12 protein-coding genes and 1 tRNA gene are annotated in these 15,250 nt (G+C 55.1%); 9 read left to right on the top strand and 4 right to left on the bottom strand.

Going from position 1 to position 15,250, the window contains the following annotated elements:
• Positions 1-272 precede the first annotated feature (272 nt).
• A complete protein-coding gene (locus BBCT_RS00475) occupies positions 273-1,544 on the top strand; it encodes a putative ABC transporter permease (RefSeq protein ID WP_003833730.1) in 1,272 nt (423 codons plus the stop codon).
• A gap of 18 nt (positions 1,545-1,562) precedes the next feature.
• Here the strand turns inward: BBCT_RS00475 and BBCT_RS00480 are convergent, their stop codons facing one another.
• Complete coding sequence (locus tag BBCT_RS00480; RefSeq protein ID WP_003833732.1) at positions 1,563-1,799, bottom strand: glutaredoxin family protein; 237 nt, start codon at positions 1,797-1,799, stop codon at positions 1,563-1,565.
• Positions 1,800-2,232: 433 nt separating this feature from the next.
• A tRNA-Lys gene (locus BBCT_RS00485) sits at positions 2,233-2,305 on the bottom strand.
• A 158-nt stretch (positions 2,306-2,463) separates the two neighbouring features.
• Here BBCT_RS00485 and BBCT_RS00490 point away from each other — a divergent pair.
• On the top strand, positions 2,464-4,119 hold the full coding sequence (locus BBCT_RS00490; protein WP_003833733.1) for a C69 family dipeptidase: 1,656 nt from the start codon (positions 2,464-2,466) through the stop codon (positions 4,117-4,119).
• Positions 4,120-4,332: 213 nt separating this feature from the next.
• Here BBCT_RS00490 and BBCT_RS00495 read toward each other — a convergent pair whose 3' ends face one another.
• A complete protein-coding gene (locus BBCT_RS00495) occupies positions 4,333-5,364 on the bottom strand; it encodes a glycosyltransferase family 2 protein (protein ID WP_003833738.1) in 1,032 nt (343 codons plus the stop codon).
• Positions 5,365-5,665: 301 nt separating this feature from the next.
• Positions 5,666-6,475, bottom strand: a complete 810-nt coding sequence (locus BBCT_RS00500) for a TetR/AcrR family transcriptional regulator (RefSeq protein ID WP_231858066.1) — start codon at positions 6,473-6,475, stop codon at positions 5,666-5,668.
• Between the two features lie 157 nt (positions 6,476-6,632).
• On the opposite strand from BBCT_RS00500, the gene BBCT_RS00505 reads away from it, so the two are divergent.
• The 7 genes from BBCT_RS00505 (at position 6,633) to dnaB (ending at position 15,249) form a co-directional block, all read left to right on the top strand.
• Entirely contained in the window at positions 6,633-6,926 is a 294-nt protein-coding gene (locus tag BBCT_RS00505) for a DUF2089 family protein (protein WP_003833742.1), read from the top strand.
• Positions 6,927-7,085: 159 nt separating this feature from the next.
• Positions 7,086-7,856 (top strand): hypothetical protein, encoded by a 771-nt coding sequence (locus BBCT_RS08725; RefSeq protein ID WP_229773790.1) that lies wholly within the window; start codon positions 7,086-7,088, stop codon positions 7,854-7,856.
• A 285-nt stretch (positions 7,857-8,141) separates the two neighbouring features.
• Complete coding sequence (ftsY, locus tag BBCT_RS00510) at positions 8,142-9,404, top strand: signal recognition particle-docking protein FtsY (RefSeq protein ID WP_003833747.1); 1,263 nt, start codon at positions 8,142-8,144, stop codon at positions 9,402-9,404.
• Between the two features lie 321 nt (positions 9,405-9,725).
• Positions 9,726-11,021, top strand: coding sequence for an ammonium transporter (locus tag BBCT_RS00515; protein WP_033500658.1), 1,296 nt, complete (start codon positions 9,726-9,728; stop codon positions 11,019-11,021).
• Between the two features lies 1 nt (position 11,022).
• Complete coding sequence (locus tag BBCT_RS00520; protein ID WP_003833750.1) at positions 11,023-11,361, top strand: P-II family nitrogen regulator; 339 nt, start codon at positions 11,023-11,025, stop codon at positions 11,359-11,361.
• A 194-nt stretch (positions 11,362-11,555) separates the two neighbouring features.
• The gene (locus BBCT_RS00525; RefSeq protein ID WP_003833755.1) at positions 11,556-13,382 is read left to right on the top strand and encodes a nucleotidyltransferase domain-containing protein; all 1,827 of its coding nucleotides are present in this window, start codon (positions 11,556-11,558) and stop codon (positions 13,380-13,382) included.
• 418 nt (positions 13,383-13,800) lie between these two features.
• Entirely contained in the window at positions 13,801-15,249 is a 1,449-nt protein-coding gene (gene dnaB / locus BBCT_RS00530) for a replicative DNA helicase (protein ID WP_003833756.1), read from the top strand.
• Position 15,250: the final 1 nt, after the last annotated feature.

Consider the following 15,250-nt stretch of genomic DNA (forward strand, 5'->3'; position numbering starts at 1 on the left):
AATTTGGGCACGGACGTAAATGCGCTCCGCCCATGACTGAAATAAACACGACAAACTGCGGCGGAACTGTGAATCTTGCCGTTAATGACCGCACAACTTGCATTCTGTGCATGCGCAAGTCGAGTCTGTTGTCTGCGATCTTGTGATTACGAGATGGCACGTGACTTGTGCAGACAGCAATCGCAGGTTGTGCTGGTTGCGCACAAACAATCCTCTCGTGTAGCGTACTGCGATTGGGTTTTGGTAGCGTTGTACAAGGAAGGACGAATAGTATGGGCAGAACCGAAGAAGTGAGCGCGGCCATCGCCGACGAAACCGAAATCACAGCGATCGAAGAGGCCGGAATCATTGCGCAATCAAAATCGGCGGAAGCCGACGACAATCCGGCCGACCGTAGACTGCCGCTGATTGCACGCATTTACGGCATCGTCATGCTGGTCGAAGGCGTGGTGACGTTGCCGATCATCGTGATTTCCTGCCTGTATGCAGTCCAAGCCGCGCTTTCCGGCAGGCTGGCGTTTGACGCGCTGAACCTCACCACTATTCTGTCGGTTATTCATGCTGCGGTGCTGCTGGTCTCCACCGCATGCCTTGCGGTTTTCGGCGTGCTGCTGATTCTCAACAAGCGTCGACATATCGCGCAATGGACGTATTTGATGATTCCGCTCACGCTTGCGGAAGGCCTATTGTCGTTGTCGTTGCAGGGTTTGGGTGTGAATCTAATCAGTCCGGTCGTGCAGCTGCTTGTATTGGTTGCGTTGCATATTACGGCCGATCCGTCGCTGCGCGAGGAGCGTCGTTTGCAGTTCGCGCTTCGTCGTTTGGATGCGCGCAGCGAGTATGAGACGGCTGTTTCGAAGGGCATGGCCGGCCGTGATCTGACTGGCAAAGGCTATATTTCGTTGGATTTCTTCAACTTATTCTGGCTGTTTGTGGTCGGTTGCGTGTTTGGTCTGGTGGTGGAGACGCTGTACCACTATGTGCTGTTCGGCGAATGGCAGGATCGTGCCGGATTTTTGTGGGGGCCGTTCTCGCCTATCTACGGTTTTGGCGCGGTGATTCTGACGGTGTTGCTCAATCACTTGTGGCGGTCGAATTGGATGCTGATTTTCTGCGCGAGCGCGGTGATTGGCGGCGCGTTTGAATATTTCACCAGCTGGTTCATGGAAGTTGCGTTCGGTATTCGCGCGTGGGATTACACAGGCAAATGGCTGTCGATTGATGGGCGCACATCCGGCAAATACATGTTTTTCTGGGGAATACTTGGCTTGGTGTGGGTGAAGCTGATTCTGCCGCATTTGCTTGCGATGATTCAGCGTATTCCGTGGAAGATTCGCTATACGTTGACGGCGGTGTGTTTTGCGCTGATTTTCATTGACGGCGTGATGACGTTGATGGCGCTGGATGCCTGGTATTCGCGTATGGCGGGTATTGCGCAGAATTCGCCTGTTTCGCAATTCTTCGCCACGTATTTCGACGACGACTTCATGGCCAATCGGTTCCAGACCATGACGCTCGACCCGTCTACTGCCGGTCGCATGTAGCGGGCTGGCTGGGCGGGGCTATGCGGCGAAGCTTTGTGCGAGCTGGCGGATCAGATCCGGCCTATGTCCACTCCATGAGGAGTTCGGTGAGATGACGACCGGAATCTGCTTGAAACCAGCGTTTTTGATCTGTTCGAAGGTGGACGGGTTCTTCGTCAGGTCGACGGTGTCGTAACGCACGCCCAGCTTTGCAAGCTCTTGCTCGGTGGCTTCGCATTGCGGGTTGCTCGGATTGGTGAAGACGGTCACGGTCATTCGATTTCCTCCCTATGCAAATGGCTTTCGTCGTTTGCGAAAGCCGTGTCGGCCACGTTCTTCGGTTATGCTCGCTTACGCAAGCCACTATCTAGCATACACACTACCGGTAGTGGTGTGTCGTGAGATTCCTCACTGTATATAGTGGGGAATTCCCCAGAATTCCCAAAAATACGAACGTTTGTTCGAATATGCTCCAGTGTACCTCAAACTACGGAATTCGCGTCTGCGCGCATGTCGAAACTGTCTCTAATGCTGTTTGATGGGCGCAAGATGCGTTGCGGACGGTCGTGAAATGATGCCGAGTGTGCGATGCCTATAGCAGTGAATGTACTGGGTAAATGCTGGGCTGCGGCCTTTGATCCATTAGGCTGCAGAAACAAGAATGCCTCGGAAACCGTTGAAAATATTGATTTCCGAGGCTTTTCGTATGTGCCCCCCGTGGGATTCGAACCCACAACCCACGACTTAAAAGGACGCTGCTCTAACCGTTGAGCTAGAGGGGCAACAAAGAGCTAGTATACAGCATATTTACGCAAAACGCCACACAAATCAGCTGTAAATGACAAAAAACGTTGATTATCACCAAGTCATCGCCGAATCATCATCGAATTCCCGCGAATCGCAGCATCATTTCTGCATATCTGCTCGTACAGTGGAATGCATGTCATGTACCACGATTCTTGTAGGAAAGAAAGCCAGCTACGACGGCTCCACTATCATCGCACGCGACGATGATTCCGGTTCCGGCCGTTACGATCCGAAGAAATTCATTGCGGTCGCGCCGCAAGACCAACCGCGGCATTACCGCAGTGTGCTCAGTCATGTCGAAATCGATCTTCCCGACAATCCATGCCGATACAGCATTGTGCCGAACGTGCTGCCAAATCGCGGAATTCTCGCGGAAGCGGGCGTCAACGAGCACAATGTGGCGATGAGCGCCACCGAAACCATCGCAGTCAACGAGCGCGTGCTAGCCGCTGATCCGCTCGTTGAGTTGCAACCGGCGAACAAAGCCGCTAATACCCCTGAAATTCCGGGCGGAATCGGAGAAGAAGACATCATAACCCTTGTGCTGCCTTACGTAACCACGGCACGCGAAGGCGTCGCACGTCTCGCCGAACTGCTTGAAACATACGGCACCTACGAATCGAATGGCATCATCATTTCCGACGTAAACGAAATCTGGTATGTCGAAACGATCGGCGGACATCATTGGATCGCCCGCCGCGTGCCTGACGACTGCTATGCGACCATCCCCAACCAGCTCGGCATCGACGATTTCGACTTCGACGACGCCTTCAACGCCCAACGTGAATTCATGTGCAGTGCCGATTTGCGTGAATTCATGGATGCGCACCACCTTGACCGCACTATGAGCGCGGCTGTAAGTAGCGGCTTCGGATTCCAGCCGACGAGCGCTTTCGGAAACGTCAATATGAACGGTGGCAGTAATAGCAGTAGCGGCGCGGCGCTGAGATGTAACCATTTCAATCCGCGCACAGCTTTTGGCACCGCCACCACCAAAGACCACATCTACAACACTCCGCGTGCCTGGTACATGCAGCGCTACCTCAATCCAAGCGAGGATTGGGATTCGCCGGCCGCCCGCTACACGCCCGCGTCCGACGATATTCCGTGGTGTCGCGTGCCTGAGAACGCTGTGACGCTCGAAGACGTCGATTTCCTGATGAGCGCGCACTTCGAGGGAACCCCTTACGACCCGTACGGTACTCTCGGAACGTCGGAAAGCCGCCATCGCTACCGTCCGATCGGCATCAACCGCACCGGGCATATGGTGGCCATGCAGATCCGCCCGTACGCGCCGGAAACCAGCCGCTCGATCATGTGGATTTCGTACGGTTCCGGCCCCTTCACCGCGGCCACGCCGTTCTATGCGAACGTCGACGATACGCCCGCCTACCTGCGCGACACCACGCCGGAAGTCTCGACCAACAACCTGTACTGGGCGAACCGTTTGATCGCCGCGCTCGCCGACGCGCATTTCTACGAAACCAGCAATGCGATCGAAGAATTTGCGGAATCGGCCCGCGCGTATGGCCATCGTCTGGTGGAACGTACCGATGCCGAATTGCGTGAGATGACCGCGCAATCGAGCGCGTCCGAATCACAAGAGAGTGCAGGGGCTGCGGAGATTACGGAAAACGCAAGTATTGCAATCATCGCCAGACTGCAGCAGTCCAACGAAGAAATGGCGGAATACTTGCGCACTCACGTTACGAAACTGCTTAACGACGTGCTCTACACGTCCAGCAATCTCATGCACAACAGTTTCGCCATGTCCGACCGCTGGAACTAAGCATAAAACCCTGAAATCCGGCAAAACCCGTCCCAATGAGCCAGGTTTCCGCGCTCGGGGCGGTTCCGCATGAACGTAGGCTGTTGGAAGCGTCAGTGCTGCTTCCAACAGCCTCACGACTGCATCCTCACCCCGTACGTCAGTTCTGCCATATATAAGGTAGATAGTGCCATCCAGACCGTCGATTGACCATCAAATCGTCGGAAATCGCGATCAGTTGAACCCGACGACGTGTTCCGCCACGAAATATCCCTTGCGAATCACGAAACGACCGATTGACCCGCGCAAATTCAACGCACGAGACATGGCCTTCTTGCGCACATCCTTGTAAATAGTGGGGGAGTACGCCTTAATGTCGTCCCACATATCCTTTTTCTTCTCATAATTTTCCGGATCGCGAGACAAAATCATGAACACACTTGCCACGGAACTTTCAATCGCCAGGAAGTGGATCATATAACGGTACAGGCCGTCCGGTACCGTGTCGCGTTCCGGAGTGGCGTGCACCATGCACTGGTTGACGAGACGCAGCTGGTCGACACGGCGGATCATCACATCGGTCTGCACGCTTTGCCCGTCGCGCCCGATGAAATAGTGGTAGAACGGCGTATCCAAATACTTCATGGTCTTCACCCACGGGAATGGTTGGTACGCGTAAATGAAATCCACGTAGAACGTGTGCTCCGGCAGTTGCATGCCGGACTCTCGCACCACGGCAGTACGGTACGTCAGCGCGTGCATGAGAATGTATTCAGCCAAGCCGAAATGCCCAAGATCGTTCCAAGTCAGGCGCTCGCCGGCCTTCATGGCATGGCGGAAGTTCACTACATGCTTGTTGCGTTTGCCAACCTTGTCATACACATAATTGGTGACGAGCATGTCGATCGGCTCGGTGGAATCGGCCTCTTTGCGCAGCACGGCCATGACTTGTTCGAGTGCTTCGGGACCGACCCAATCGTCGGCGTCCACGACCTTCACATACATGCCGTTTGCTGCCGCGATGCCGGTGTTGACGGCCCCTCCGTGCCCCTTGTTCTCCTGGTGGATGGCGCGCACGATGCCTGGATAGCGGGCCTCGAATTTCTGTGCCATTTCCAGCGTGCCGTCGGACGATCCGTCATCCACGATCAGCACTTCGATGTCGTCGTTGCGCTTCGCTGCGATTAACGACATGACGCATCGTTCCAAATATTCGGTCATATTGTACGCGGGCACCACGAAGGTGAGCGTCTTCTTCTCCTGCATAGTCTTCCTTGGTCGGCCGAGGTGACCTTCCGCGTGCGCGTGGTCACTGCGTAACGAAACTAACGTAGCACCTTGTTCGCTTCAGGGGAACGGTTTGTGCGCAATAGGCACCCTGAATAGTTCAATCTGCACCTGAAATTTCCCTTAAGGGTATCGTTGTTGACGATTCGTCGGTTTTCGTCGATGTTTATTGGCTGCTGTGCTGCTTACGATTTCCCTGTTGCGGGCACTGTTTAATTCCTGCGCCTGGCGTCTGTTGGCGTGGGCTGCGATGCTTGCGGTGACAGGGTGCGGCTGAGTCTTACAACTGCTGTTCGGCTTGTGTGTCTTGGCTTCCGGCTGCGCCTTGTTCGGTGTTCTGTTCAGCGTTCTGCCCGGCTGGGCTTTCCGTATTGTTTTGTGATTGTGCCTCTTTTGCGGCCTTGCGCTCACGCTTCGCGATTTCCTTGATTTCGCGCCTTTCCTGCTTTTCCGCCTCTTTTGCGGCTTTGTCGCTTTCGAAACGCAGTTCCGGCTTGGCTTCCATGCGGCTCAAGCCATGCCAGGCCAGATTCACGATGTGCGCGGCGAGCTGCTCCTTGCTGAGCTTGCGCTGGTCGGCCCAATATTGGCAGGTGTAGACGGTCATGCCGATGAGCATCTGCGCGTAGTACGGCACGCCCTTGGCGGGCAGATGCTGCCGCTTGAACGCCTCGGTGAGTATGTCTTCGACGCGGATGGAGATGTCGCCGAGCAGCGAGTTGAATGATCCCGCGGGATCGGTTTTCGGCGAATCGCGGGTGAGCACGCGGAATCCCTCGGCGTTCTCCTCGACATAGGTGAGCAGTGCGAGGGCGGTGCGTTCGACGATCTGCCGCGGATGCGCCTGCGGATCGGACAGCGCGTTGATGAGGGTGTCGGTGAGCGCGCGCATTTCGCGGTCCACCACCACGGCGTACAGGCCCTCTTTACCTCCGAAATGCTCGTACACAATGGGTTTTGACACTTTTGCGGTGGCGGCGATCTCCTCCACGCTCACTGCTTCGAAACCCTTCGACGCGAACAGCGAACGACCGATTTCGATGAGCTGCTCGCGCCGCTGATACGACGTCATTCTGGATGTGTTAGCCATGCTGTCCAGTTTTTCACGTCCCGTGGATAGCTCCTTGACTGTCCGACCCCCACGTATCGTCCGATTCTGGTGAATCGGACACGTGTGTCATATTGACAATGCTTCATTGCAGCTTTAATATATTTAATAAATAATAAATTTTATTGAAGGGGGTGATGTGGACCGTCTACCAGAATGGTTGGCCAACCTTGCGGAGGAGGATTTGGCCTTCATCAAGAACTTCGTGCTATCGTCAGGATCTCTGAAGCAAATGTCCCAGCTGTATCAAGTCTCCTACCCGACCATGAGGCTCCGGCTTGACAGGCTTATCGAAAAAATACGGTTGAACGACAACGAGACGGAGGATCCATTCATCCTCTTGGTGAAGAGTCTCGCCATCGACGATAGATACGACGTCGACACGGCTCGAATACTCATAGACGAGTACAGAAAGAGAAGGGATGAATCATGAGCTGGACATGGATCGCATTGTTGATTGAGATCCTAGGCGTAATCGCCGTATTCGTTCTGGTCTTCCTCATCGCGAGGAGCCTGATTCGCTACGCAAATTCCCTAAAGAAAGGAGGCAGTCCTTCAAAGCAGGCAGCGGAAGACAAAAAAATCACTCTTCATGATTTATAAAAACGTTACCAGATATATCACCTATACGCATAGCTACAATGAGGTAAAAATGCATAGTTATAAGTATTCACTTCTAGGTGTCGTCGCAGCAGTTGCAATGTCACTTACCGCTATAGCGCCAGCCAGTGCTGAGCCTATTGAGTCGTCAAACCCTTCTTCCAATTCCATCACTTTGTCTGCGGAAGACAAAATGGAAATTTCCGATATTTTAACAAGTTATGGAGTTGATGAAGGGAAGGCACAATATCTTGTTTCGCGTTATGAGCACGGATATGCATGGGATTCTTTTACTCCGGGGAAGCAGCCAATAGCTGCTACTCAGAGAAAGACGCTTTATTCGGTTGAAACTGTTAAAACATACGAAGATGGTTCAATTGCAGTCTCAACGGTTCCCAATTTTGAGGCTCTTGCCGATGCTCCGCAAACGCGAGGCATTACTGGATGCCAGTATCGTCAATCTGGTTCAACTCGATATTGGAAGAATTGCGATGGGACGGTTAATCTTGCGGTTATTTCCATGGGATTCAATTTCAACTATCAGAATGTTAACCACTCAAATCCGAAAATAACACATTACGGGCCATATCATCATCACATCATTGGAGGTGCGCTCAGTAATTTCCGATTCGACCGGATATCGAATTCCCAAGTTCGGCTAAGTGCGGATCTTGATGTGGCTTTTAGGGGATTTCCCGCTGGATGGACTGCTTGGATGCAGGTCAACGTAACAGGAGACAATGCCTGGACTAGCAATAACTAGTTAGGTTTCATGCTGCTGGGATGTCATTTTGATTCGAGAACCGTGTTTCCAATTGTCGCATCGAGAGATGATTGAAGACACGGTTTTACGTGAGAGGTGTGGAAAATAACATGATGATGCGTTTCTTCGAAAACGTCGAACGTTTGCGGAGTTTATTTCGAAGTCAAAAATCGCATTATCGATGTCTTGCATGGTAGAGCACCTTATTCTTCTGACGAATCGGACATTCGTGGTGCGTCCGCGGGGCGGAGCCGGTGTGTCCGTTGCGCTTTTTAGGCTGGAGTCATGGATACGAATGTGATTATTGCGATTGTCGCTGTTGTCGTTATTGCGGCAATTCTGGTGATTGGTGGTTGGTGGCTCGGTAAGACCCGCAAGAACGCCATCAACAAGTCCACTGAGGATGCGAAAGCGGCTGCTGATGCCCGTCTTGCTGCGGAAGCAAAGTCGGCTGCGGCTGATTCTTCCACGGTGAAGCCGTCCGTTGATTCCAATGTTGATGCAGCTGAAAAAGCTCTGGCTGAAAGTCAGCAGAAGTCCTCAGCTCAAGCTTCCTCTGCCGAAACGGCGGCTCCTACACCAGCCACCGAAGCCAAGCCCGAACCGGTTCATGAAACCCCCGAAGCCGCCGGCACGCGCATGCAGCGTCTTAAGGCGCGCCTGTCGAAATCCGGCAATCCGTTCGGCAAGGCCCTGTTCAACATCCTCGCCAAGGACCAGCTCTCCGAAGCTGACTGGGAAGACGTCGAAGACACCCTCCTGCTTGCCGACGTGGGCGCGGAAGCCAGCGAACAGCTCGTCGAGGAACTACGCAACGACGCCCGAATCGCAGGCCAGTCCGATCCGGCCGAAGTGCGTGCCGCGCTGAAAGACAAGCTGCTGAAGCTCGTAGGCACTGACACGGATCGCCGCCTCAATGCCGATAAGGAAGGCGCGAACAAACCGAGCGTCATCATCATGGTCGGCGTGAACGGCACGGGCAAAACCACCACTGCGGGCAAGCTTTCCCGCCTGCTTGTTTCCGAAGGCAAGCAAGTCATGCTGGGCGCTGCCGATACCTTCCGTGCGGCGGCCGCCGACCAGTTGGAAACTTGGGGCGCTAAGGTCGGCGTTCCGGTCGTGCGTTCCGACAAGGACGGCGCCGATCCGGCGTCCGTCGCATTCGAGGCCAGCGCCAAGGCCAAGGAAGAGAACGTCGACGTGCTCATCATCGACACTGCGGGCCGCTTGCAGAACAAGGCGAACCTCATGGACGAGCTCGGCAAGATCCGCCGCGTTACCGAAAAGAATCTTCCGGTCGACGAGGTGCTGCTCGTGCTCGACGCCACCACCGGCCAGAATGGCATGACGCAGGCCAAGGTGTTCGCCGAAGCCATCGGCATTACCGGTGTGGTGCTCTCCAAGCTTGACGGCTCCGCAAAGGGCGGCATCGTGATTTCCGTGCAGAAGGAGCTTGGCGTGCCCGTCAAGCTCGTCGGCCTTGGCGAAGGCCCGGACGATCTCGCCCCGTTCGATCCAGAAGGCTTCGTCGACGGCATCCTCGCCTGAGCTGATTACGCTCTCGAGAAAGCCTCCCCGCGTGGGAGGCTTTCTTTTTACCCCCGACCAGTCCTATCTCACCTATATATGGCAGATACGCTGAAAAATGGGCTGATATTGGTTTTGTCTGGGAGCGTTGCGCAATCTGAAACAAAACATGCCAGCCGCTTTATTCCGCCATTTTCGGTTGGCGTAATGGCGAGATGGCGTTACCTTGCTGTAACACGTCGTAACGTTTTCAAAACGCGGGCGGCGTTCCATACCGTTTTGTCAGCCCCATACGATGGGGCCGGAAATGTGAACTCAAAAAGAAAGAAAGAGGAGGGTGACATGGGTCAGCTTGATTCTGGAAATGCCGCGTGGATTTTGACTTCCGCGTCCCTTGTGTTCCTCATGACGCCGGGTGTGGCGTTCTTCTACGGTGGCATGGTCCGTGCAAAGGCCGTGCTGAACATGATGATCATGGAGGCGGCCGCTCTGTCCGTCACAATGGTGATCTGGGTGCTGTGGGGCTGGTCCATCGCCTACGCAGGCACTTCGGTCGGCGGTGTCTTCGGTGATCCGGCCACGGGCTTCCTGTTGAAGGATTCCATGGTTTCCGACGGTGGCGTCTTCACGTCGGCTTCGCTGAACTCCAACAATTACCCGGTCAGCGTCGATGTGGCGTTCCAGTCCGCATTCGCCATGATTACCGTCGCTCTGATTTGCGGCGCTATCGCTGAACGTGTCAAGTACTCCACTTGGATGATTTTCGTCGCGCTGTGGATTACCTTCGATTACGCTCCGCTCGCCCACATGGTGTGGAATGGCGGTCTGCTGAGCGCTGACGGCGCAATCTCCCAGGCCATCGGCGCTGCCGCCCACGATTTCGCAGGTGGTACGGTCGTGCACATCAACGCTGCAGTCGCCGCTCTGGTGATCGTGCTGATCATCGGCAAGCGCAAGGGCTTCGGCACCCAGCCGTTCCGTCCGCATAATGTTCCGTTCGTGATGCTTGGCGCTTTCCTGCTGTGGTTCGGATGGTTCGGCTTCAACGCTGGTTCCGCGTTCGCCGCCAACGGCACCGCAGGCTACGCTTGGGTTTCTACTTCCGCTGCAACCGCCGCCGCAATGCTCTCTTGGGGCTTCACTGAGAAGATCCGTACCGGCCACTACACCGCCATGGGTGCCGCTTCCGGTATCGTCGCAGGTCTGGTCGCCATCACCCCGGCCGCCGATGTGGTTTCCCCGCTGTGGGCCATCGTGCTCGGCGCCATCGCTGGCGTGCTTACCTGCCTCGCTTGCGGCCTGAAGTTCAAGCTCGGCTACGATGATTCTCTCGACGTTGTCGGCGTCCACGGCGTCGGCGGCTTCACCGGCACTGTGCTCATCGGCTTCTTCGGCGAAGGTACCGGCCTGTTCGCAGGCGGCGACTGGAAGCAGCTGGTTGTGCAGCTCCTCGTTGCCCTCGTTGCCATCATCTGGTCCGCTGTTGTCACCGGCATCATCGCCTTCGCTCTGGAGAAGACGATTGGCTGGCGTGTCACTGAAGCTCAGGAAGTCGGCGGTATTGATCTTGCCGATCAGGGTGAACGTGCTTACGATTTTGCTGGTACCGCCAGCTCTGTTCTCAAGGAGGTGAAGTGAGATGAAGCTCATTACCGCTATCATTCAGCCGCATAAGCTTGACGATGTCAAGGAAGCCCTCGCTGCCGCAGGTGTTCACGGTCTGACCGTGTCTGAGGCTAACGGTTACGGCCGCCAGCGTGGTCACACCGAGGTTTACCGTGGTGCAGAATACACCGTGGACCTCATTCCGAAGATTCGCATCGAGGTGTTGTCCGACGACGCCGATGCCGAGACTCTGGTCGGTGTGATCATCAAGTCCGCCGGCTCCGGCACCATCGGCGACGGCAAGGTCTGGGTTGCCCCGCTTGACTCGGTGACCCGCGTGCGCACCGGCGAGACCGGCTCTGCCGCTATCTGATAATTCATTCGGATAGATATTAAGGACCCCGGGCTTAGGTTCGGGTTATCAATAGACAGATCCCCGTACGTGCTTCGCGCCGTGCGGGGATTTTCATACGATTTTCGCGTCAGATTGTCTGCTTCGGATTTCCCCACTTTCGCTTTTATCTGCTCAGATTTGCTTGTTTTTGCGAAGATTCATAAGGATTTGCTATGACTTCAGCGGTTGATGGTCTTAAACAACGTTTCATGAATATAAGTCAGCCGGATGCCGACGGCGTGTACCGCAATGGTGCGGCGAAGCGCAAGGCTCGTACGGATCTGGCCATGGATTGCCTGACGAAATTGTGGCAGGAGGCCTGCCAGACGGTTTCTTTTGACGTTCCGCAAGTTGGTATTGGTCTTGGCGCGGTCGGTTCGTTGGCTCGCGGCCAAGTTGGACCGAGTTCCGATCTTGACTTGGTGGTCATTTATGAGCCTCACACGCTCACTGACCAGCAGCTCAATGAGCTTGCCAACAAATTGTGGTATCCGATTTGGGATTCTGGCCTTGATCTTGACCAGTCGGTGCGCACCCGCGCGCAGTGCGAGGCGGTCACAGACCATGATCTGCCCGCCGCGATGGGTTGGCTGGATGTGGTGCCGATTGCGGGCGACGCGCAGCTGATCGAATCCACGGCTGTCTCCATTTTAGAGCGTTGGCGTAGGGCCGCCCGTAAGCGCTTGCCTGAATTGTTGGGTTCCGCCAAGTCTCGTTTGGACGAGTTCGGCCGTATGGCGTACGGCAATCAGCCTGATATTAAGGAGTCTCGCGGCGGTTTGCGCGATTCCGTGCTGGTATCCGCGCTTGCCGCCTCTTGGCTTGCCGACCGCCCGCACGGCCAGTATGACGATGCTGTCGAACGGTTGTTGGATGTGCGTGACTGCATTCATTTGGTTGCCGCCAAAGACACGAATATGCTGCTTGCTCCCTATCAGGCGAGGGTTTCGGCGATGTTGGGTTTGGCTGATCCGACGTTGCCGAGCGGCGAGCGTGAGACGAAGTCGATTGATGATTTGCAGACGTTGCTCGCTCGTGTTGGCCGTCAAATCGCGTTTTCGCTTGATTCTACGGCTTCCCGCGCCGAGCATTCGTTGACTCATGAGAAGCCTCGTTTTGCGTTTTTCCAGGTGTTCCAGCCTCGTGGCGGTGGCAAGCGTCAGGCGCCTACGTTTGATGTGGTCGCGCCCGGTATTGCCAAGCATGAGGAGGAGATTGTGCTTGCGCCGGGTGCCGATCCGAAGTCTGATCCGTGCCTTGCATTGCGTGCGGCTGTTGCTGCGGCTGAGTTTGGTCTGCCGATTGCGCCCGGCACGTTGCAGAATCTGAAGTTATGTCCGATTGATGATCGCACTTGGAATGATGAGTCGCGCAGTCTGTTCTTGCGTTTGCTTGCGAGCGGTCCCGCGCTGTTGCAGGTATGGGAGGAGATTGATTTTGTTGATATTCCGGGTCGTTTGATTCCGGAATGGTTGGCGATTCGTAATCGTCCGAGCGCTTCAGCTGCTCATCGTTACACGATTGATCGTCATTCGGTTGAGGTGGTCACACGGCTTGGTCGTGAAACACCTCGTGGAAACCGTTATGATGATCGGCATTATCAGGCGTTGCTGTTGGCTGGTATTTTGCATGATATCGGCAAGCGTCCGTGGGTTGCCGATCATGCTGCGGAGGGTGCCCGTCATGCGTCCACGGTTTTGAAACGTATGGGTTTTGACCGTGACATTATTTGGTGGGTCACGTTGCTGGTGCGCGAGCATCTTACGTTGTCGGAATTTGCGACTGGCCAGAATCCTAATGATCCGAATGTTGGCGACGAATTGGCCTCCCGTCTTGATCATGATCCGTTGCTGCTTGACATGCTCTTTGACCTGACTCGCGCTGACGGTTCGTCATTGGGTGCCACGTCCGGCGAGACCATTTCCAAACAGTACGGCTGGAGCAAATGGCGCGAAACCCTCGTCCGAACCATGTACAACGCCACCCGCTATCACATGTGAGGCCGTGTAGGCCGTGGGCGAGTGTCCGGCAAAGCGACTGGTTGCCAATATGGCGCCCGCCGCGCTGTCGTATATGCGCTATTTAAGAAAAAGTGGGGAACATATCACCTTCAGTTCACTTAAGCAAGTCAAAACCAGGGGAATAGACACCTGTACGAAAGATGTCCCCAAGTTGTCCACTTGGTTATCCCCATTTGGTGGATAACTCGATATGTTTTCCACATAGTTATCCCCAATATGTGGATAACTTGGCTTTTTTCGACTTTCTTATCCACAGCGAACCGATTCGCGCGTGTCGTGTATCATCAACTCCAGCAATGCGGAGAATCCTCGATAATCTCAGCACAATACTGTTCGTGAAGTGGCACAGGTATTATGGTTTTTCCCGGTACACCACACATCGAAGAGCTGGAGAAGCATGGCGGAGAGCAATTCTTGGAACAACGGCCTGAATCAAGGGCAAAACCGCGGTTTTTCAGGCAATGGCAGCACTTCCGGAACATCCGGAGCAGCCATTCGCGACGCCATCTTTGACCGTGTGCCGCCACATGACGACGCCGCCGAAATGGCGGTGCTCGGCGGCATGCTCATGAGCAAAGACGCCATCGGCGAAGTCTCACAGATGATCGACATCACCGATTTCTACCAGCCGCGTAACCAAACCGTGTACGAAGCCATCATCAACCTGTTCTCCGCATCGCAACCCGTCGACGCGGTGCTGGTGGCCAATCAACTGCTCAAAGACGGCGACCTCGAAAAAGTGGGGGGATCCGACTATCTGCACAGCCTCGTCGCATCCGTGCCGACCGCAGCCAACGCAACCTTCTATGCCGACATCATCCACCAGCGCGCCATCTTGCGCAATGTGATCGCAGCCGGCACCAAAATAGCGCAGCTCGGCTACACGGCCGAAGGATCCCAAGCCGAAGACGTCGTCAACCTGGCGCAGGCCGAAGTCTACGAAATGTCGACCGGCAAAGTGAGGCAGGATTACGCGCCGATCGGCACCGTCATCACCGACACTCTTGACCAAATCGACCGACTGCAGAACGGCGAAGTCTCCAAGGGCGTGCCAACCGGATTCCGCGACATCGACGAAGTGACGCAAGGCCTGCAGCCGGGCCAGATGATCGTTGTGGCAGGACGCCCCGCCATGGGCAAGTCCACGCTCGGCGTCGATTTCGCTCGATCCGCCGCGTTGCACCACAATATGACATCCGTGATCTTCAGCTTGGAAATGAGCAAAAACGAACTTGCGCAACGAATTATCTCCGCGGAAACGAATATTCCGTTGGCAGCCATGCGCCGAGCGGAAGATATCACGCAGGAACGTTGGAATATCCTTAATAATCTGCAAGATAAACTGCAGAACGCACCATTATTCATCGACGATAGTCCGAACATGAGTTTGATGGAGATTCGTGCGAAATGCCGTCGATTGAAGCAGACGAATGATCTGAAATTGGTGGTGATCGACTACCTGCAGCTCATGACTTCCGGCAAGGCCGTGGAAAGCCGCCAGCAGGAAGTGTCTGACTTCTCGCGTGCATTGAAGCTGCTTGCCAAGGAATTGGAAGTGCCGGTGGTGGCGCTGAGCCAGCTGAACCGTGGCCCCGAAATGCGTCAGGACAAGAAGCCGCAGCTTTCCGACCTGCGTGAATCTGGTTCTATCGAACAGGACGCCGACGTGGTGTTCCTCGTGCACAGACCGGACGCCTACGACAAGGAGGACCGCCCGGGCGAGGCCGACATCATCATGGCGAAGCATCGTAATGGTCCGACCGATACCTTCAACCTCGCGTTCCTTGGCGCGTACTCCAAGTTCAAAGATATGCCGCAGGACTATCAGAGCCAGCAGGAGGTATAAG

Origin of the sequence: Bifidobacterium catenulatum DSM 16992 = JCM 1194 = LMG 11043 (genome assembly GCF_001025195.1) — a bacterium.
Classification (GTDB): domain Bacteria; phylum Actinomycetota; class Actinomycetes; order Actinomycetales; family Bifidobacteriaceae; genus Bifidobacterium; species Bifidobacterium catenulatum.